This is a genomic window from Cupriavidus oxalaticus, assembly GCF_038900635.1.
In the GTDB taxonomy this organism is placed as follows: domain Bacteria; phylum Pseudomonadota; class Gammaproteobacteria; order Burkholderiales; family Burkholderiaceae; genus Cupriavidus; species Cupriavidus oxalaticus_B.
The window spans coordinates 1-19506 of the sequence record NZ_JAYMRX010000047.1; the positions used below are offsets into that span (position 1 = coordinate 1).

A 19506-nucleotide genomic window follows, 5' to 3' on the forward strand; every position below is an offset into this window, starting at 1 on the left:
ACGGGTCTGACCAAGATAAGGCCGATTTCCTATCATAAGCCTTCCAGTTATATATATTCGAATCTATAGATCTGATTGTTATAAGAGACTGAGCCCTCTATCGAGCGACTCTTCCGCTACACTGGCCGGCCCATTGGAGATCTCAGTCCGGCATGGCCACCGTCGAACGTACCGCCTATCCGCGCTTTCCCAAGGTCTTTTCGACGGGGGAATTGCAGGCCTGCTATACGCCCGACATCGAAGAACTGGAGTGGGGGCGACGAAACGCGCGGGGGCAGTCCTCGCGGCTGGGCCTGCTGGTCCTGCTGAAGGTCTTTCAGCAGATGCACCACTTCCCCAACCTCGATTCCATTCCTGTCGCTGTCATTGATCACGTCCGAGCCAGCGCAGACATCGGTGCGGAGGTCGAGTTTGGCTACGACAGGGCCCGGTCGGTCGCGTTGTTTCGCCACTACGCTGCGATTCGGGAGTTTCTCGGCATCCAGTCCTACTATGGCACCGATGCCAATGAAGTCGCCGTGCGTGCGGCACGGGAAGCGGCCGAGACCATGGACCAGTCGGTGGACATCATCAATGCCACCATCGACAGCCTGATCCAGCAGCAGGTCGAACTGCCGGCGTTCTCGACGCTGGACGCGATTGCGGAACAAGTCCATGCGCGCACGCAAACAGCGCTATTCCGGCGCGTCGCGCGACGCCTGACGGACGACGACAAGGCCCAACTGGACCGCCTCCTCAAGCGGGAATTCAGTCAGCGCCAGACCGCGTACAACACCATCAAGCGCTACGCGTTGCGGCCGTCGCGCAAGCACATCTCCTTGCTGATCGAACATCTCACCTGGCTCGAAGGCTTTGGGGACTACGGTCGTGCGCTGGAAGGAGTGCCAGCCACAAAGCTGCGCTCCCTGTCATCGCAATCGATGAGCCTGGACGCAGCCAATCTGAAGGAGATGCTGCCCGAGCGTCGCTATACACTGATCGTAGCGCTGCTGCATCAAATGCGTGTGCGTGCCCGCGACGATCTGGCCGAGATGTTCATCCGCCGGGTGGGTGCTATCCACAAGCGGGCCAAGGAAGAGCTCGCGCTCATCCAGGCGCGGCAGCGTGAACAGATGGAAAGCCTCGTGGACCTGCTCGACGGGGTTGTCAACATCGTTGACGATCACGGGGACGACGCTGCGCTGGGCGCACAGGTACGCAAGTATCTGGCGCCGACAGGCAGTCTCGAGCCCTTGCGCGAGAGCTGCGCCGAGGTGCGGGCCTACAGCGGCAAGAACTACCTTCCGTTGCTGTGGCGGCATTTCAAGGCGCATCGATCGGTGCTGTTACGCCTGGCGCGAGCCCTGGCATGGGGATCGACCACGCAATCCCAAACCTTGCTGACGGCATTGGGCGCGGTGTTCGAGAGCGAGTCGCTGCACCGGGAATGGATTGCCGTCGACGTTGACATCAGCTTTGCCTCGGAACGCTGGCGCAAGCTGGTGCGCCGCCCGATCGATGGGGGTGCCCCGACCAACCGGCGTTATCTGGAGCTCTGCGTGCTGTCCTATATGGCCAAGGAACTGCGCAGCGGCGATCTTTGCGTAGCTGGATCGGACGCCTTCGCCGACTACCGGGATCACCTGCTGCCCTGGAGCGAGTGTGAACAGCGTCTGCCAAGCTACTGCGAGAAGTTCGGCATGCCCGACAGCGGCGCCGGCTTCGTGGCCCAACTGCGTCAGTGGCTGACGGACACGGCCCGCCAACTGGACGAACGCTTCCCGGAGAAGTCCGAGCATGTGATCATCAACAGGGCGGGCGAGTTGGTGGTGCGTCGTACTGCGGCTACGGCCGTCCCAGAGAGCGCGGTCGCCCTGCAAAAAGCGCTGATGAAACGCATGCCGGTGCGTAACCTGCTGGATGTGCTGGCCAATATTGAGCACTGGACGCAATTCACCCGGCACTTCGGCCCGCTCAGCGGCAGCGATCCCAAGATCCGCAATGCTGCCGAGCGGTACCTGCTGACCATTTTCGCGATGGGCTGTAATCTGGGGCCCACCCAGGCGGCCCGTCACATGGGCGACAAGATCACGCCGCACATGATGTCGTTCGTCAACCGGCGACATCTGAGCCTGGAGCGGCTGGAAACGGCGCAGCGCGAGCTGATCGAGCTTTATTTGCGATTGGATCTGCCCAAGCACTGGGGCGACGGCAAGACAGTGGCGGCCGACGGCACCCAGTACGATTTCTACGACAACAATCTGCTGGCCGGTTACCACTTCCGGTACCGCAAGATGGGCGCGGTAGCATACCGGCATGTGGCCGACAACTACATTGCGGTTTTTCGGCATTTCATCCCGCCAGGCATCTGGGAGGCGATCTACGTCATCGAGGGCCTTCTCAAGGCAGGCCTGAGCGTCGAGGCGGATACCGTTCATGCCGACACCCAGGGTCAGTCGGCGGCGGTCTTCGCCTTCACACACCTGCTGGGCATCAAGTTGATGCCGCGCATTCGGAACTGGCAGGATCTCAAGCTGTACCGGGTGGATACCGATACGAAATACCAGCACATTGACGCGCTGTTTTCGGAAACGGTCGACTGGGATCTCATCGAGCGGCATTGGCAGGATCTGATGCAACTGACGCTGTCGATCCAGACTGGCGCGCTGTCTTCGCCCTTGCTGCTGCGCCGGTTCGGTGCGGCCAGCCCGAAGAATCGGCTGTCTTTGGCTGCGGAGGAACTGGGCAAGGTCATACGCACCATCTTCCTGCTCGAGTGGATCGGCAGCGGTGAACTTCGTCAGGAGATTACCGCAACCACCAACAAGGTCGAGTCCTATAATGGTTTTGCCAAATGGTTCTCGTTTGGCGGTGACGTGCTGCCGGTTAACGATCCGGACGAACAACAGAAGCGCTTGCGCTACAACGACCTGATGGCCTCGGCCGCGATCCTACAGAACACGGTCGACATGATGCAGGCGTTGCGGGCGATGGTGAAGGAAGGCATCCCGGTCAATCCGGCCGATATCGCCTTCCTGAGCCCCTATCTCACCAGCAACCTGAAGCGCTTTGGCAAATACGAGCTTGACTTCGAACGTATCGAGAGCTGGATTCGCGACAGCCTGTTCGCGGGGCCGGCCCATTCTATCCGGAGGCCCAAACGCCATGCCTGATATCGAGACCCCCTACGGCGTCGTCGATGCCGACGCGTTGCAGTCGTTGCAGCAGCGCTACGATACCCTAGTCATCCAACAAGCGGTGGATCAATTCGACTCGCTTCGAGCTCGCTGCGGACCGGATGGGCTGCGCGACGATCTGCTGCGCTTGCATGGCATGGCGCATACCTTGATCAATGGCGCGAGCCTGTCGTATTCGACCGACGATCTGACACTGGTGGAACAAGCCGATTGTGTCATTGAGGAACTGGAAGACTGGGTGATGATGCTCGACCGGATGATCGTCGCGCTGCGTCCCCTGCAGGATTTGCGGTCCAAAACAGACGACGATTACGACGATTCAATATGAAGCAAGGCGCCCACAAGTGGCAATTCTCCCCACGCTTTCGTCGCCATGCGTTCGGCTGGCGCTCGGATGCGCCCATCCAGCGCATCAAGGAAGCTCTCGCTGAAATCAAGCAGGTCGCGCGTACCGATGCGGTCCTCGCGGCCGAAGGGGCTGTCATGTTCCTGGAGAAGGTTTCGCCCGCGCTGGAACACCTCGATAGCTCTTCCGGGGCGCTCGGCACCGCGGTGAACCGAGCCATTGAGGTGCTGGTACCGGTCATTGCCGCCGCGCCGGTCGATACCAAAACCCGTGAGCGTTGGCTCGAGCGTCTCTGGGAAGCGATCCAGGATCAAGGCGTTCCCTATATCGAGGCATTGGGCGAAGACTGGGACCGGCTTTGGTGACCCCAGAGTTCGCGAACACGTGGGCGGACCGGTTTCTGCCTCTGGTGGAGCATATCTGGAGCGAGCGTGCCGGCGGCTATTTCGCGGGAACCTCGATCTGCCTGGCTTCGCTGTATGCAGCAGATCGGCATGCGCAGTTGATCGCGCTGGTGGACAGCGCCCCCTTCAAGTGGTGGCATGACCGGCAGTGGGCCGTCAAGGCGCTAATTGCGATGGGCAGGAAAGCCGAAGCCATCGCCTACGCGGAAGCATCGCGCGGTCTGAATAGCCCGGACGGGCTGATTGCCAAGGCCTGCGAAGAAATCCTGCTGTCATCGCGTCTTGCCGACGAGGCCTACCAGCGCTATGCGCATGAAGCCAACCGGGGCACAACCTACTTGGCGACCTTCCGGGCGATCGCCAGGAAGTATCCGCACGAGGGGCAAGAAACAATCCTGCGTGATCTGATCGCCCAGTCGCCCGAAGCGCCGGGCAAGTGGTTTGCCGCGGACAAGGATGCTGGTTTGTTCGACCTTGCCATCGAGTTGGCCAACACCAGTCCGACCGATCCACGCACGCTGACGCGCGCGGCCAGGGATTTTGCGCAGAAGCAGCCAGCGTTCGCCATGGCCGCTGGGATGGCGGCGTTGCACTGGATTTCGCAGGGCTACGGCTACGAAATCACGGGAATTGATGTGCTCGATGCAAGCCGAGCTACCCTGCAGGCCGCCGGCCATGCTGGCGTCGATCCCGAAGCCGTTCGGGAACAAATCCGTCAGTTGGCTACCAGGATTTCTCCGCAGACCGACTTCGTCAGCAAGGTCTTGCAGGGGTCGCTTCAGAAAACGGACAATATTGCACGCTAATTAACACAGCCTGAAAGTATCAGGAAATCGTTCCTGACTTGCGCATATGCCGTGGAACATGCCCGCTGCGCTCCACTGAATCTTACGTCTCACGCTGCAACTCTGAGGGGCGCCGTTAGAAGACTTACGAAGGACCAGGACCGCACGTAATGGCTGCATCGAGCCTTGACGGTACCGCCACGTACTCGTCCGACGGTGAATACCGTTTCCAGTCGAGCGCCGGATTCAGATTCGGGTACTCCTGATTCAACAGTCCCTGGTTCTCCACGAACAACAGCGCGCCGACCAGTACCGGCGGCACCGCCGCGAAGTTGTCATACTGCCGCTGCGGATAGCGTTCAAACGCCAGCGTCAGGCCGTTGCAGTCGCGCAGCGCCAAGCCGGCCTGGTTCTTCTCGCGGTAAGGGGGAAGATGCCGTAGTCCATCAGCCGGATCATCGCAGGCGACATGCGCGCCTGCTCCGCTGGCACGTAGCCGTGTTGCGTCAGCCGCTCGGTGAAGTCTGGCATCCGGCCGTAGCATAGGCGCGCGTCATAGGGGCCGGAATGCGGAAAGCGGATGCTGTCGCAGGCGCCTGGCTGCACCTCGAAGCTCAATTGCCTAGTCAGGCGGCCAAGATAATACGCCTGCCATTGCGAATTGCGCACTTCGTCGGCAACGAGGCCGTAGGCGACATAGCCACCCACGCACAGGGCGGCCGCCACGCCAGCGAGAATCCAGCCACGACGCGACACTTCTCGACTATCCGTTGCTACCAACGCCCGCCGGCACGGGGATCATGCCGGCTCCAAGCGCAAGCTAGGCGGGCCGTCTTCGCGAACCGCCTACCTTCAAATTTTACAAGGAAGCAGGCGCGCTGCAAGCGCGTGGCCGTGCGCCACACTACCGGCGGCGATGGCCGGGGTGAGCGCAGGCTTGGTATGGAGACGGCGGCTAGGGAGTTGCCGCCAGGCTCGCGCAATCCTCACTGTTTGCCCATGCCGGGTCCGTGGCGTTGCGACGGGGCGTGCACCGGCGCCGCTTGCTAGATGCGCTAAGCTGGAAGAATTGGAGGCGAAGGCGGGCTTGGCCTCTGATTGCTTGCCGCAAGCGTTCCTGTGACCAACACCCACGGACGGGTGGATTCGGCAAGGCCCGCAGCCACCTCATCGGAGACGTTGCCATGGACACGACTAAGAGCGATTCGCGATTGGCGAGCGCGAGTGAGATCCGCGAGATTGTGGGTCACGTTGACGGCGAACTCATCGCACGGATCCTGGACATCGAGCCGACCGTTGAGGATGTGCGGCGGGCATACCAATGGTTGCGCGCTGACGAGCCTCGGTTGCGCAACTGTGAGTCCAGCTTGGGACGCAAGGCGGAAGAGGTGTTCGAGATTCTGGACGACGAGTTGCCTGATTTCGATTCGTCGGGCCGACCAGCGTAGCCGGCGGTCGGGGCGTTGCTCGCCCGACGCTCGCTCCACGGTCTAAGCTCATGGGCCATCAACGCAAGCGATAGGCTGCCTCTGCCTGACTCCGGCCGCCTAGCCGGCAATGCTGACCAACCCAGGTAGCCGCGCCGCGAATCTGGTGCTTCGCGCCCTTGTAGTGCGTCGGAAGCTGCCTACACTGGCAACAAACCGGCTCGGCGACGGTGTTCGCTGGCAACCTCGGTTTCGCTCCCGGGTGTCGCAATGCAACAGATTGACTTTCCTCGCGCCGAACCGCGCTTTCGTGCCGCCGACTTGAGCCTCGAATGCGCCGCCTGCGTGGACGGAACGCCCGCGTGTTATGCCATTACCGCGGAGGCGCTCGAAGATCACTTTGGGGCGCGCTCACATCGGCCAGAGGATCTGGTACAGGCCCTACAGGGACATCGCGATGATATTGAAAGTGTCGCACGCACCTTATTCGACTTGACGGGATCACGCAACATGCGTGCTGCACAGTGGGCATTTCCGTTTTGCCCTGTAACCGCCGTGCATTGGGGATCGGCTCGGTTGGGCGCGCCGGAACCGGCACCCAACTTGCGAAGCAGGCCCGATCCCAACTTTGGGTTGAACGCCGTGGTGCCAGGTGGAGCACGCAAAAGTTTATCTTTGTTACCCTGGTCCTTTGGCTCTGGCAAGCCGACGCGGACAGCCCGGGCCCACTGGGTGATGTGGCCGCAAGCGTGCTGGCGAGGCCGTGTGGAGACGTTCGTGGAGAGAAGTTGGATGTTGACTGCCATCGCGCCAGGGTTGATATGCCATTGCAGCCGAGTGCGTTTAACACAGGGCGTTAGCCGGCCAGGCCCGACACGCGACCACGTGGCTGCAAACACATTGCGGGGATGCCGTGAAACTGCTGGTCAGATATCAAAACATCGCCGAGGCCTCGCACGCGCGGTGCGAGCAGATGCTCACTGAGTCTGCTGCGCACTATCTCAAGCGTCATCTCAAACGGTTCTTGGCGGAACGGGTGCTGCTGCGCGCCGATCTCGCGATGGACGCCGCCCGCCCCTCCTATCATGTCAGGCTGCGCCTGGCGCTGCCGCGTGGCACGTTAGTCAGCACAGAAGACGGGAAGTCGATCCGAAGCGCGCTGAGGGCGTCGTTCGTCGACCTTGAGCGCCAGATCGAGCGCCACCTCGCACGCCTGCGCCGGGAGGATACTTGGCGGCGCAAGCAGCGCCGTGAGGGGCTGCGACGACTGAAGGCCGCCACCGCGACGGCGACCCCGGCGGAATCGGCACGTTTCGACGAACAGGTTCGGGCACTGCTGTCGCCACTGCGACGCTTCGCGCAGCGTGAGCTGTCCTATCTGCGGGCGCGCGGCGACTTGGCAGAAACGGATCCGGCCTTGGACGATGTGGTCGACGAGACACTGACTCGCGCCCTCGAGCGACTGAACCAGGCCCCGCAGGTGGTACTGAGCGAAGATGAACTGCATGGCCTCGCGCTGGCCGTGCTGGAAGCTGAGGTTGCGCGGCGGCGCAGCGAAGAAGGCCGCTGGGTCTCGCTCGAGGCCAAGCCCACGGTTCTGCCGGCACGCCCTCATGATGAGATTGATGACGCGGTGTTCGAGTACTGGCAACCGGATGAGTTGCTGCGGATGGAAGATGTGGTGCCTGACGCTGCCATTAGCCCGGACGCGGTAGCCGCCCAGAACGAATTGCACGAGATCGTCGGCAAATTGCTATCGCAGCTGCCTAACCAGTGGCGTCGAACTGTGCTGCTAGCACGCGTGGACGACGTTTCAGTGAACAACATTGCGTGCTTGCTGAACACACCGGAAGGCGAAGTGCGCAGCTGGCTGGATCACGCCGATGCCTTTCTCAAGGCCAGGCTCGAAGAGGTCGGGCTGCGACCCGTGAGTGGGACTGGCCAGAAACGACACAGGCGAGCAGGTGGCGGTACCGAGAGGGAGGACCAACTGGCTGACACCTGAGCAGATGTCGGGATTGGACGAAGGGTACGAGGGGTCAGATGCTGGCTGGGGCGCTAATGGACGGGGTCACACACGTAGGTTCCACGGCGAGTCTGAGCTTGATACTGTGTAGATTGCCCCTGCATCATGTAAGTCCCGTTCCAGAGGGCCGGTCTGACGGAGAATCAACCCATGCAGCCTCGTCGCTGGTCACGCGCCAATCCGTCCGGGCCAACCCTCGTTTCCCATTTGCCGACCCAATCTGATCATGCCCGACCTGCAACCGGCGCCGCTTCGCGGCTTTGCCGCCTTTCTCCAGCGGCGCCGAACCGCCCTGACTGAGCGGTGGATGCGCGCTGTATCTGCGGATGAAATCCTGACGGAGGCCGACCGGCTGACGTACGAACAGCTCGCTGACCATCTGCCCCAGATTTTCGACGGCATCTGCGTGGCGCTCGAGGCGGAAGATCTCGACCAGGCCGAGCCGGAGATCGGTCGGGAGGCGCGTCAGCACGGCAATGTGCGCTGGCGTCAGGGTTACCAGATCGTGGAACTGGTGCGTGAGCTGGACCTGTTCGGTCAGGTGCTGGATGACGCGCTCGACGAATATGCGCAGTCGGTCCCGAGCTTCAGCCGACAATACGAAGCCCGCGCGCGCCGCCTGATCGATGAGTCGCGCAGTTTTGTGACGCTGACATCGATCCGGGCGGTCGTGTCCGAGCGCGAGCGCAAGATCGACCAATATACTGCCCGTCTCGAGCGCGCCAATCATGAGCTCGAACTCAGGCAGCGGCTCGTAAGCGAGCTGCACGAGTCGCGCATGCAGATCACGCGCAGCGTCGTGCACGACCTGCGCAATTTCCTGAATGCGTTCTCGATTGCGCTGCAACTGATCTCCCGCGCGCCGGCGAAAGCGGAAACCGGCGTTGCAGTGGCGAGCCGGCAGGCTGCCGACATGAAGCAACTGGTCGACCAGATGGTGGAGTATTCAGTCGTCCTCGGCGACGTCTCACCTGTCCTCCCCGACACGGTTGACCTGGGCGAGCTTTTCGACGAACTGGTGGCGACTTCACGTCCGCTGTTTGAAGAAAGAGGCTTGCGGCTCGAAGCCGAGCGGGATCCCGGGTTGAGTTCCGTTCGCTCGCACCGGCTCCGGCTTAAGCAGGTGGCGACGAATCTGCTGTCGAACGCCCTGAAGTACACGCCCGAGGGCGAGGTTCGCCTGACGGTGGGCAGGGTGGACGCGGATCACTGGTATCTGCGGGTGTCGGATACGGGCGTGGGCATTGCGCCATCTGACCAGGCACGCGTGTTCAACGAATTCGAGCGGGCGGCAGAGGGGGGCATCCCGGGCACCGGACTGGGACTGGCAATCGTGAAGGAGCTTTGCCGGACGCTTGAGGGCGTCATCCTTTTTGAATCGCGTAAAGGGCACGGCACAAGCTTCGAGATCCATTTTCCGGTGAGTCTCAGGGAGCCGGAGACAGGCGGGAGCTGAATGCGTCCGGTGATTACCGGTGCCCTTGTCCCGTAGGCCGTACTGGAGTCGAACCAGCGACCAACGGATTAAGAGTCCGCTGTCCGCTGCTCTACCAGCTGAGCTATTGGCACGGCTCGCACGATATCCGCCCGACACCATGACACTTCTTGCCTGCTTGCCCTAGCCAATATCGATCGTGCGACTCGCGGATCGCGCCGGCTCCGATTTCGGCACGGTCAACGTAAGCACACCATTGTCAAACTTTGCCAGGGTGTGATCGGGGTCGGCGTTTTCCGGCATGGGAATCGTGCGCACGAAGCTTCCATAGGCGCGCTCTAGCCGGTAGCAGCCATCTTCCTCGCTGCGCACGTCCTGTTTTTTCTCGCCGCGCAGCACGATCGCCCCGTCCTCGACGCTCACGTTCAGGTCTTCGCGCTCCATCCCAGGCAATTCGGCGGTCACGCGCAGCACCTGGCCTTCGTCGACCACGTCGATGCGGGGCTGGAAGCGCGAGGAACTGAAGTCGCCAAACCATCGCTCGAGCGCACCACGGCCGGCAAACGGGTCATGAAAGAGCTCCTCCACTACGCGCCACGGTTCGCGTGAGAACAGTCGCGGAATGTCAGGCCAGGAGGCACGCCACTGTTCGCTTGCCGGCGGGCTTTCCGGGCTGTCCGCATCGGACTTGCGGGCCGCCCCGCGAAGGAACTTGAAGAGATTCCACTTTTTCGGGTCGGTGTTCATCGTATCCTCCATCAAGAGGTCTGGCAGGAGAACCGGATTCCAATCGGTGTCAGCCGCATCGTCGATGATCAGTGGGCCGCAGGAGCCCACCTGATGTGCGGTTTTCTGACGGTTCACCAATAGCACACGGCGAAAACTCCATGAAGACATTTCACAGATGGCAGCCGCAGCAGGACCGGTATGGGGGGCGGTTTTCGGTACGGTTATGACACCCGTACGAATTGGTCTTTGGTTCCCTGCGAAGGCGTCAGTCGGTGCTAACCGGTTTGATGAGCCTCTGACTGTCACGGCCACACATAGGCGTGTTCTTGGCCGTATATGCCGGCCGCGAAGTCATTACAAGAAAACACCGGCAGAGGTTGCCACAAAAAAGCCGTTTCTTGAGGGCCTCCCAAGTTTGACGGACGTCGGCTGGCTTACTGCTTGGCCCCCGCTTCCTTGAACTCAACATCCTCCACGTTCTCGTCTTTCTTCTCGGCGCTCGCCTCTTTCGCGTCCGCGGTGCGATCGGAGCCACTGTCCGGCTGAGCCTGAACGTCCGCATAGACTTTTTCGCCAAGCTTTTGGGAGGCCGTGGCGAGGGCCTGTGCCCGGGCCTCGATCTCGGCCTTATCGGAGGTCTTCAGTGCCGCCTCGAGATCCTTGACTGCGGCTTCGATCTTCTCCTTCTCGCCCGCCTCCAGCTTCTCGCCGAATTCAGCCAGCGCCTTGCGCGTACTGTGTGCCAGTGCGTCGCCGTGGTTGCGCGCATCGACCAACTCGCGTTGCCGACGGTCTTCGTCGGCGTGGGACTCGGCGTCCTTTACCATGCGCTCGATCTCGCCTTCAGTCAGTCCGGAGTTGGCCTTGATGGTGATCCGGTTTTCCTTGCCGGTGGCCTTGTCCCTCGCCGACACGTGCAGGATGCCATTGGCGTCAATGTCGAACGTCACCTCGATCTGAGGCATACCACGCGGCGCCGGCGCAATGCCCTCCAGGTTGAACTCGCCCAGCATCTTGTTGCCCGTGACGATCTCGCGCTCGCCCTGGTAGACCTTGATAGTCACCGCCGCCTGGTTATCCTCGGCCGTGGAGAAGGTCTGTGAGAACTTGGTCGGGATGGTGGTGTTCTTGGTGATCATCTTGCTCATCACGCTGCCCAGGGTCTCGATCCCCAACGACAGTGGGGTGACGTCAAGCAGCAGCACGTCCTTGCGCTCACCGGTGAGCACCGCGCCCTGGATCGCCGCCCCTACTGCCACCGCTTCGTCGGGGTTGACGTCCTTGCGCGGCTCGCGGCCGAAGAACGCTCTGACCTTCTCCTGCACTCTGGGCATCCGGGTCATGCCACCCACCAGAATGACGTCGTCGATCTTTTCCACCGTTACACCGGCGTCCTTGATGGCGATGCGGCACGGCTCCATCGTCCGCTCGACCAGGTCTTCGACTAGGGCTTCGAGCTTGGCACGCGTGAGCTTCAGGTTCAAATGCCGCGGTCCGCTGGCGTCGGCAGTGAGGTATGGCAGGCTGATTTCCGTCTGCAGGCTCGACGAGAGCTCGATCTTGGCCTTCTCCGCGGCTTCCTTCAGGCGTTGCAGCGCCAGCACGTCCCGCGACAAGTCGACCCCCTGGTCTTTCTTGAATTCGCCGATGATGTAGTCGATGATCCGCTGGTCGAAGTCTTCTCCGCCTAGGAAGGTATCACCATTGGTCGACAGCACTTCGAATTGCTTCTCGCCTTGCACGTCAGCGATCTCGATGATGGAGATATCGAAGGTGCCGCCGCCGAGATCGAACACGGCGATCTTTCGGTCGCGGCTTTCGTTTTTGTCCAGACCGAACGCGAGCGCCGCCGCGGTCGGCTCGTTGATGATGCGCTTGACGTCCAGCCCGGCGATGCGCCCGGCATCCTTGGTCGCCTGGCGCTGGCTGTCATTGAAATAGGCGGGTACCGTGATGACAGCTTCGGTGACAGGCTCGCCAAGATAGTCTTCGGCGGTTTTCTTCATCTTGCGCAGCACTTCAGCCGAAACTTGCGGTGGGGCGAGCTTCCTGCCCTGCGCTTCGACCCAAGCATCGCCGTTGTCGGCCTTCAAGATCGTGAAGGGCATCAGGCCGATGTCCTTCTGCACTTCCTTTTCCTCATAGCGGCGGCCGATCAGCCGCTTGACGGCAAATAGCGTGTTCTTTGGATTCGTGACGGCCTGTCGCTTGGCAGGTGCGCCGACGAGGATTTCCTCGTCGTTCACATAGGCGACGATGGATGGTGTCGTGCGTGAGCCTTCGGAGTTCTCGATCACTTTGACCTGGTTGGCTTCCATCAGCGCCACACACGAATTCGTAGTGCCGAGGTCAATGCCGATGATCTTGCTCATGATGTCCTCCACAGCCGTATGGGACCGGCCGCACGCCTTGCGTGTCCCCGTCAATACTCCAGCTCCGGTGACACCGCAGCGACTTTGCCGTGCTCTTTCGGCATCTCTACCACGGTCGCGTCCGTGGTCAGAATCAGCCCGGCGACCGATGCCGCGTTCTGCAGTGCGGTACGGGTCACCTTGGTTGGGTCAATCACGCCCATCTCGAACAGGTCGCCGTATTCACCGGTGGCCGCATTCCAGCCGAAGTTGCCGTCATGACCGAGTACCCGGCTTACCACCACCGACGCTTCCTCGCCGGCATTGGCGGCGATCTGCCGCAGCGGCTCCTCCAGGGCACGCAGCACGATTCGGATGCCGGCTTCCTGGTCGGCGTTGGCGCCCTGGAGCGGCGCAAGCTGGGCGCGGGCGCGCAGCAGCGCGACGCCGCCGCCCGCCACGATGCCTTCCTCGACCGCGGCCCGCGTGGCGTGCAGGGCGTCTTCGACACGCGCCTTCTTCTCCTTCATTTCGACCTCAGTGGCGGCGCCAACCCGGATCACCGCCACGCCGCCGGCCAGCTTGGCGACACGCTCCTGCAACTTCTCCTTGTCGTAGTCGCTGGTGGCCTCGTCGATCTGCCGCCGGATGGCCTTGATGCGGGCTTCGACTGCCGCGTGCTTGCCCGCGCCGCCGACGATGGTCGTGTTCTCCTTCTCAATTTCGACGCGCTTGGCGTGGCCCAGATCCTCCAGCACGACATTCTTGAGCTGCTTGCCCGTCTGTTCCTCAATCAGCGTGCCGGCGGTCAAGATGGCAATGTCTTCCAGCATGGCCTTGCGCCGGTCGCCGAAGCCCGGTGCCTTCACCGCGGCGGCCTTGAAGGTGCCGCGCAGAGAGTTGACGACGAGGGTCGCAAGCGCCTCGCCTTCCACCTCTTCGGCCACGACGAGTAGCGGCTTGCCGGTCTTGGCCACGGCCTCGAGCACCGGCAGCAGATCGTGAATCGCCGAGATCTTCTTGTCATGCAGCAGGATATACGGCTCATCGAGGATGACGGATTGCTTCTCGGGCTGGTTGATGAAGTACGAGGCCAGATAACCGCGATCGAACTGCATGCCTTCGACCACCTCCAACTCGCTCTCCAGCGACTTGCCGTCTTCGATCGTGATGGCCCCGTCCTTGCCGACCTTGGCCATCGCATCGGCGATGATCTTGCCGATCGCCTCATCGGCGTTGGCGGAGATTGCGCCGATCTGGCCGATCTCCTTGCTTGTGGTGCAGGGCCGGCTCAGCTCGCGCAGCTTCTCGACGACCGCGCCCACGGCCAGGTCCATGCCGCGCTTCAGATCGATCGGGTTCAGGCCCGCCACTACGTCCTTCATGCCTTCCTGAACCATCGCCTGGGCCAGCACGGTGGCGGTCGTGGTGCCGTCGCCGGCCACGTCGGAAGTCTTGGCCGCAACCTGCTTGACCAACTGGGCCCCCATGTTCTCGAACTTGTCGGGGAGCTCGATTTCCTTGGCGACCGACACGCCATCCTTGGTGATCAGCGGGGCCCCGAACGATCGCTCGAGGACCACATTGCGCCCCTTGGGACCGAGCGTGACCTTGACCGCGTTGGCCAACAGATTGACACCCGCCACGATGCGGCGGCGCGCGATTTCCTGAAACTGGATCTCCTTGGCTGCCATGATGAGACTCCTCGCGAGACGCTAACCTTCTGCTCCTTCCTCTATTCGACGACGCACAGAATATCCTCGTCACGCATCACCAGCACCTCCTCGCCTTCAAGCTTGACGGTGGTGCCCGTATACTTGCCAAATAGCACGCGTTCGCCGGTCTTCACGCTCGGTGCGCTGACATGGCCATCGCCCAGGCTCTTGCCGGGGCCGACAGCCAGGACTTCGCCCTGGTCCGGCTTTTCGGCGGCGGTATCGGGGATGACAATGCCGCTGGCCGTTTTGTGTTCTGCGTCCAGACGTCTGACGATGACGCGATCGTGTAGTGGATGGATGTTCATAGCCTTGCTCCTCATCCGATCTCTGTGATCATGGGCTTGTCGGGCCGACCGGTCCGGGTCGCCGTCAGGGCATTTAACGTGCCAACGCCGGTGTCTGGATTCAGGCCACAAGCGTCGTCATTGACCCGGAAGCCCGATCCTGGGGCTTCACTGGATGGGCGGCACGGTGCCGAGCTTCTCTGCCAGCATCCGCTCGTACACGCCAAAATGCGTATCCACCTCTGTTTGACTGACGACGACAACGTCAATCGTGACCTGCTCGGGCGACAAGCCGAACATCGTGGCCAAGGCCACTTCCAGGTGTGGGGCCGCCACTCTATCCTTCTCGAACGTCGTGCCGATGCTGATCACGTAAGCATCGCCTTGCGCCGTAACATCCACCAAGCGGGCCCGCGCGCTGAGGTTGTTATCGATCGCGACTGCGACCAACTCCGCCACGCGCCGCGTCCGTTCGGTAGGAAAACCGCGCGTGCACTTAAGCCGCACCCGATGCCTGCCTAGCGTCACCCACTCAGAATCGAATTCCATCGAAGTCTCCATCTTGGAAAGTGTTTGCCGCCAACATAGAGGCCAGTCCGGCGATTTCAAGACCTCAGCATCGCGCCCAGTCTTGCTGCTGGGCCGCAAGCCGGCACCGCGCGTTCCGAGCGCCGCCGATGCCAGGGAGAGCATGGGCGGCGCCATGCACGGCCAGCAGGAATATCCCCTGGCGGGCAGCCGGCCCACGCGTGCCAAAGATCTTGACGCATCTCGCCATCTTCTGCTCACTTCACCTCGATCTTCTTCACCGAAGACTGCGACGTACCGGTCTTTGGCAGGTGCAGCGTCAATACACCTCGGTCGAATTTCGCCTCGACGTGATCGAGGTCGACGCCATCCGGCAGCGGAATACTGCGCATGAAGGCGCCGTATGCCCGCTCCAGCCGGTAGCAGCCGTTTTCCTCGCTCCGAATGTCCTGCTTCTTCTCACCCCGTAACACCAGCGCGCCATCTTCGATGGTGGTCTGCAGGTCCTCGCGATCCATGCCGGGCAGCTCCGCCGTGATCCTCAGCGCCGAGCCATCATCGACCACATCGATGCGCGGCTGGAAGCGCGACGAACTGAAGTCGCCGAACCATCGATCGAGTCCCCCGAAGCCCGCGAAGGGTTCATGCAGAAACTCGCCCATCGCACGCCAGGGATCGCTTGAAAACAGCCGCGAAACGTCCGGCCAGTCCGGTGTCCAGTGCCTTGGCGCGGGGACATTCGACGACTCGCCCGTCGGTTGCCTGTCCTCAGTCGATTTGCGTAGGAACTTGAAAGGGTTCCATTTGCCCAGATCTGTTTTCATCTTGTCCTCACCCAATGTCCAGCCAATTTCCGCGGACGCTGCGGTGGCGCCCTGTCGGGCGCCACCGGTACCCGGCGACGGCAACTTACGCCACGTTGACTGCAATGCGGCGTGGACGCGCTTCGTCGCGACGCGGGATCGTTAGCTTGAGCACGCCGTCCTGCAGGTTCGCCTCGATCTTCGATGCGTCAAGGTCCGCACTCAACGAGAAAGCGCGCGCGAAGTGCGGCTGGCGAATTTCCGCGTGCTGCACCCGTAATCCGGCGGGGGTGGGCACAACCGCTTCCGCCTCAATATGGAGGTTGCCGTCGTGAACATTCACCTCGAGCTTGTCCTTGGTCACACCTGGAAGGTCGGCCCAGAGGGTGACGCCGTTGCTGTTCTCGACGATGTCGACCGCCGGAAGCAGCGTCATCGTCGGCGTCGACCTGTCCTCCTGACCTTTGGTCACCGCGTTCTGGTTGCGTTCAGCCACTTGGGTAGTCTCGTTCATGGCATTCTCCTCGCGTTATTCAACCGTGATCGCCCGGGGCTTCGAGGCTTCGCGCTTGCCGACACTGATAGACAGGCAGCCGTTGGCATAGCGCGCCTGAACTTTGTCCGGGTCGGCGCTCTGCGGCAATTCGACCACACGCCGGAACGTGCCTGTGAATCGCTCTTGCGCGTACAGCCGTACCTCCGGATCATCCTCCGGTTGCGCCGCTTCGCGCTCGCCGCTGATGGTCAGCAAGCCCTTGTCGATCGACACCTCGAACTTGTCTGGCTTGAGCCCCGGTGCGAACGCGACGATCTCAATGGAATCGTCCGTGGCGCCGATATTGACGGGGGGAAATGCCCCGAAGCGGCCGGAGCGGATGCTGGATGGGAAGCCGCCGAACAAACTCGCCATCTGCCTTTGCATGCGGTCGAGTTCGCTGAAGAGGTCGGTTCCTAAGAAAAGATCGCTCATGGTCGTATCCTCCTTCGATGCAGCAAGGAGGCGAAGGGGCATACGCGCTCCCATCCACCTGCCAAGCTGCTGGCAAACAAACAGAAACACGCAGCGCGCAATGGTCGCGACTGCCTGAGCGAAAATAAAATAGTAATTGGCCGCCCAAATTTCAAGGGAGGCAAGCCTGCCCCGTTCCGCGAAGACGACGCCGGGCGATTCGTGCTGCACCGGTCACCTTGGTCACATTCGCTTGGCATCGCATCCGGGGGCTCCCGTTGCACTGCGCCAAAACTGCCGGGACATCGCTTAATCGGCAAAGCCGTGGCAAAGTTAATCTCAAATGTAACCCAAACGCCACTCTCCGAGTATGCCCTCGACGGCAGCGCCGGCTTGCGCCTCGTTGAGCAGAATCGGCTGGTCATAAAATGCCGGCCGACCCTCGTGTATGTGCCGATCGAGGCGGTGCGCCGACGCGGATCCACTGTTCGGCCCTCTAACGCCGGACGCTTTTAGGGCTCGCGGCCTTGCGCTCGACATAGCCGCGCGGCCCAGGCGATGCCAGGTTGGGGGCGCTAGGTTTGGGGGTACAGCAGACGGTCGACGGCTCGACGCGGCGGCCGGCGTGGAAGGTGCGCGCCAGGGCTGTGCCTCCGCAGCGACCGCGGGTGGCTCGGAAGTGGTATCGGCACAAGTCAATGAGATTGGTTTTCTTCGTTGGTACAGAGATAAGAGTTATTATCTTTATACTATCATTTTGGTATCAAACTCTCTTCTGTCGAAATGCCCCGACACCTGCCCACCCTCGACGGCTTCCCGGACATCGCGGCACTGGCCGCGCTGCGCGCCTGGTACGAGGGGGCATCCTCTCGACAGGCTGCCGCGCGCTTTCTTGCAGATCGTCTCGAGCCCGGCCAGTCTGCCCGTGGCCTCATCGGGCAGATCCGGCGGCAACTCGCCCAGTACGCCCGCCAACGCCAGCGGCCCGATCTGGCGACGCTGTTCGAATGCCCGACTGCTCAACGTCAGCACCATGCCAAGGCCGCGACGCAGGCGGTCGAGCAACTGCGCACACTGCCCCGTCCCACGCCGCAGATCAGCGACGAGCTCACTCGCTGGCTGCCGGCACGCGCGGTCGATGCCTTGCACGCTGCAGGGATCCATACCCTAGCCGATCTTACTGTGCGGATACCGCGCCGGCGGCAGTGGTGGACCGCGATCCCGGGGCTCGGCCCAGTCAGTGCCCGGCGCATCGAGGCTTTCTTCGCCGCGCACCCGGCACTCACGGAACGGGCCCGCGCGCTGGTCGTTGCCGGGCAGCGGTCGGATGTCGCCCCGTGGGAGATCCTGCGCGTGCCGCAGGACGTTGATGGTTCCGCCGGGGCGTACCGCGCGCCCGCTTCCAGTTGCATCCTGGGCGCGGACAACGACTACGATGCCATCCAGGCCTGGCTCGCCCTGCACGAAACCCCGGCTACCCAGCGCGCCTACCGCAAGGAGGCGGAACGGCTGATCCTGTGGGCCATTGTCGCGCGAGGCAAGGCACTGTCCTCGCTGACCACCAAGGATGCAACGGACTACCGCGCCTTCCTGCGCAAGCCGTCGCCGCGTGAGCGCTGGGTCGGGCCGCCGCGGCCGCGCACGGCGCCGGACTGGCGGCCGTTTGCGGGTAATCTGTCGGCCCGTTCGGTGGCGCAGGCGCTCGCCGTGCTCAGCGCCATGTTCCGCTGGCTCGTCGAGCAGCGCTATGTCATGGCCAATCCCTTTGCCGGCATCAAAGTGCGAGGCAGCCAGCACGCAAAGGCGGTGGCCACGACCCACGCCTTCACCGAAGGGGAATGGCTGCTGGTGCGGGCCATCGCGAACGGGCTCGAATGGTCGTACGGATGGGAAGCACCGGCGGCGCAACGGTTGCGCTTCCTGCTGGACTTCGGCTATGCCACAGGACTGCGGATCAGCGAACTGACCCAGGCGATGTTGCGCAATGTCGAGGTGGATGCCGCCAGCGATCACTGGCTGCATGTCGTTGGCAAGGGCGGCAAGCCAGCCAAGGTTACCCTGACGCCGCTGGCGCGCGTCGCGCTCGATCGCTATCTGCAGGAGCGCGGCTTACCGATCAGCCGCGCCCGCTGGGAGCCGGCCACGCCACTGGTCGGTAGCGTGGACGGAAGCGAGACCGGCATCACGGCGCTACGGCTTTGGGAGGTCATGCGCCGATTTTTCCGGTTGGCCGCAGACAGCTTGGCCAGCGACCACCCACCGCTGACCGAGAAGCTCCGCCGTGCCACGCCGCATTGGATGCGGCATACCCATGCAACGCACGCGCTGGCCAAGGGCGTCGAGCTGAGCGCCGTGCGCGATAACTTGCGCCATGCGTCGATTTCGACCACGTCGATCTATCTCCACAGCGACGACGTCAAGCGGGCAAGGCAGTTTGGGCAGGCGTTCACGGCCTGAACTGCTTATTCTCAATCCGAATAAGGCGAAGTGTTTTCATAACCTCAAGGCTTATGATAGCAATTCGGCCTTATCTTGGTCAGAGGCC

Annotated in this window: 14 protein-coding genes, 1 tRNA gene and 3 pseudogenes; 8 read left to right on the forward strand and 10 right to left on the reverse strand. The window is 62.3% G+C overall.

The window, feature by feature from the left end:
- Nucleotides 1–152 precede the first annotated feature (152 nt).
- The 3 genes and pseudogenes from VSR71_RS34415 to VSR71_RS34425 all read left to right on the forward strand — a co-directional run bounded on the left by VSR71_RS34415 (nt 153) and on the right by VSR71_RS34425 (nt 4732).
- The gene (locus VSR71_RS34415; protein ID WP_342917836.1) at nt 153–3152 is read left to right on the forward strand and encodes a Tn3 family transposase; all 3000 of its coding nucleotides are present in this window, start codon (nt 153–155) and stop codon (nt 3150–3152) included.
- On the forward strand, nt 3145–3504 hold the full coding sequence (gene tnpC / locus VSR71_RS34420) for a Tn3 family transposase post-transcriptional regulator TnpC (RefSeq protein WP_342917837.1): 360 nt from the start codon (nt 3145–3147) through the stop codon (nt 3502–3504). Before VSR71_RS34415 ends, tnpC begins: the two co-directional genes overlap by 8 nt.
- Nucleotides 3501–4732, forward strand: a pseudogene (locus VSR71_RS34425) (hypothetical protein). Before tnpC ends, VSR71_RS34425 begins: the two are co-directional and overlap by 4 nt.
- Before the next feature lie 196 nt (nt 4733–4928).
- Here VSR71_RS34425 and VSR71_RS34430 read toward each other — a convergent pair.
- Nucleotides 4929–5467 (reverse strand): annotated as a pseudogene (locus VSR71_RS34430) (glycosyl transferase family 51); the annotation flags it as partial.
- Between the two features lie 428 nt (nt 5468–5895).
- Here VSR71_RS34430 and VSR71_RS34435 point away from each other — a divergent pair.
- The 4 genes and pseudogenes from VSR71_RS34435 (at nt 5896) to VSR71_RS34450 (ending at nt 9620) form a co-directional block, all read left to right on the forward strand.
- Nucleotides 5896–6159: a hypothetical protein gene (locus tag VSR71_RS34435; protein WP_342917838.1), complete on the forward strand. Its 264-nt coding sequence runs from the start codon at nt 5896–5898 to the stop codon at nt 6157–6159.
- 249 nt (nt 6160–6408) lie between these two features.
- Nucleotides 6409–6688: pseudogene (locus VSR71_RS34440) on the forward strand (DUF1488 domain-containing protein).
- Between the two features lie 363 nt (nt 6689–7051).
- Entirely contained in the window at nt 7052–8143 is a 1092-nt protein-coding gene (locus tag VSR71_RS34445) for a sigma factor-like helix-turn-helix DNA-binding protein (protein WP_342917839.1), read from the forward strand.
- A 247-nt stretch (nt 8144–8390) separates the two neighbouring features.
- Nucleotides 8391–9620 (forward strand): sensor histidine kinase, encoded by a 1230-nt coding sequence (locus VSR71_RS34450; RefSeq protein WP_342917840.1) that lies wholly within the window; start codon nt 8391–8393, stop codon nt 9618–9620.
- A 36-nt stretch (nt 9621–9656) separates the two neighbouring features.
- Here VSR71_RS34450 and VSR71_RS34455 read toward each other — a convergent pair.
- From VSR71_RS34455 to VSR71_RS34495, 9 genes are all read right to left on the reverse strand, one after another.
- Nucleotides 9657–9725: transfer RNA gene (locus VSR71_RS34455), tRNA-Lys, on the reverse strand.
- Nucleotides 9726–9782: 57 nt separating this feature from the next.
- Nucleotides 9783–10346, reverse strand: a complete 564-nt coding sequence (locus VSR71_RS34460; protein ID WP_342917841.1) for an Hsp20/alpha crystallin family protein — start codon at nt 10344–10346, stop codon at nt 9783–9785.
- A 416-nt stretch (nt 10347–10762) separates the two neighbouring features.
- Nucleotides 10763–12700, reverse strand: coding sequence for a molecular chaperone DnaK (gene dnaK, locus VSR71_RS34465; RefSeq protein WP_342917842.1), 1938 nt, complete (start codon nt 12698–12700; stop codon nt 10763–10765).
- A 50-nt stretch (nt 12701–12750) separates the two neighbouring features.
- Nucleotides 12751–14373, reverse strand: coding sequence for a chaperonin GroEL (gene groL, locus VSR71_RS34470; protein ID WP_342917843.1), 1623 nt, complete (start codon nt 14371–14373; stop codon nt 12751–12753).
- A gap of 41 nt (nt 14374–14414) precedes the next feature.
- The gene (locus VSR71_RS34475) at nt 14415–14702 is read right to left on the reverse strand and encodes a co-chaperone GroES (RefSeq protein ID WP_342917844.1); all 288 of its coding nucleotides are present in this window, start codon (nt 14700–14702) and stop codon (nt 14415–14417) included.
- Between the two features lie 147 nt (nt 14703–14849).
- Nucleotides 14850–15230, reverse strand: a complete 381-nt coding sequence (locus VSR71_RS34480; protein WP_342917845.1) for a hypothetical protein — start codon at nt 15228–15230, stop codon at nt 14850–14852.
- A gap of 236 nt (nt 15231–15466) precedes the next feature.
- Nucleotides 15467–16033 carry an Hsp20/alpha crystallin family protein gene (locus VSR71_RS34485; protein ID WP_342917846.1) on the reverse strand — a complete coding sequence of 189 codons (567 nt, stop codon included), beginning with the start codon at nt 16031–16033 and terminating at the stop codon, nt 15467–15469.
- Between the two features lie 85 nt (nt 16034–16118).
- The gene (locus VSR71_RS34490; RefSeq protein ID WP_342917847.1) at nt 16119–16526 is read right to left on the reverse strand and encodes an Hsp20/alpha crystallin family protein; all 408 of its coding nucleotides are present in this window, start codon (nt 16524–16526) and stop codon (nt 16119–16121) included.
- A 15-nt stretch (nt 16527–16541) separates the two neighbouring features.
- Entirely contained in the window at nt 16542–16982 is a 441-nt protein-coding gene (locus VSR71_RS34495) for an Hsp20/alpha crystallin family protein (protein ID WP_342917848.1), read from the reverse strand.
- Between the two features lie 762 nt (nt 16983–17744).
- Here VSR71_RS34495 and VSR71_RS34500 point away from each other — a divergent pair.
- Complete coding sequence (locus VSR71_RS34500; protein WP_342917849.1) at nt 17745–19418, forward strand: site-specific integrase; 1674 nt, start codon at nt 17745–17747, stop codon at nt 19416–19418.
- The last annotated feature ends 88 nt before the right edge of the window (nt 19419–19506 follow it).

What these genes read in the sequence shown, in the direction of transcription:
- groL (WP_342917843.1), bottom strand. Translation starts at nt 14,373, where the DNA reads ATGGCAGCCAAGGAGATCCAGTTTCAGGAAATCGCGCGCCGCCGCATC.
- VSR71_RS34485 (WP_342917846.1), bottom strand. Translation starts at nt 16,033, where the DNA reads ATGAAAACAGATCTGGGCAAATGGAACCCTTTCAAGTTCCTACGCAAA.
- VSR71_RS34415 (WP_342917836.1), top strand. Translation starts at nt 153, where the DNA reads ATGGCCACCGTCGAACGTACCGCCTATCCGCGCTTTCCCAAGGTCTTT.
- VSR71_RS34460 (WP_342917841.1), bottom strand. Translation starts at nt 10,346, where the DNA reads ATGAACACCGACCCGAAAAAGTGGAATCTCTTCAAGTTCCTTCGCGGG.
- VSR71_RS34480 (WP_342917845.1), bottom strand. Translation starts at nt 15,230, where the DNA reads ATGGAATTCGATTCTGAGTGGGTGACGCTAGGCAGGCATCGGGTGCGG.
- VSR71_RS34500 (WP_342917849.1), top strand. Translation starts at nt 17,745, where the DNA reads ATGCCCCGACACCTGCCCACCCTCGACGGCTTCCCGGACATCGCGGCA.
- dnaK (WP_342917842.1), bottom strand. Translation starts at nt 12,700, where the DNA reads ATGAGCAAGATCATCGGCATTGACCTCGGCACTACGAATTCGTGTGTG.
- tnpC (WP_342917837.1), top strand. Translation starts at nt 3,145, where the DNA reads ATGCCTGATATCGAGACCCCCTACGGCGTCGTCGATGCCGACGCGTTG.
- VSR71_RS34450 (WP_342917840.1), top strand. Translation starts at nt 8,391, where the DNA reads ATGCCCGACCTGCAACCGGCGCCGCTTCGCGGCTTTGCCGCCTTTCTC.
- VSR71_RS34475 (WP_342917844.1), bottom strand. Translation starts at nt 14,702, where the DNA reads ATGAACATCCATCCACTACACGATCGCGTCATCGTCAGACGTCTGGAC.
- VSR71_RS34490 (WP_342917847.1), bottom strand. Translation starts at nt 16,526, where the DNA reads ATGAACGAGACTACCCAAGTGGCTGAACGCAACCAGAACGCGGTGACC.
- VSR71_RS34495 (WP_342917848.1), bottom strand. Translation starts at nt 16,982, where the DNA reads ATGAGCGATCTTTTCTTAGGAACCGACCTCTTCAGCGAACTCGACCGC.
- VSR71_RS34435 (WP_342917838.1), top strand. Translation starts at nt 5,896, where the DNA reads ATGGACACGACTAAGAGCGATTCGCGATTGGCGAGCGCGAGTGAGATC.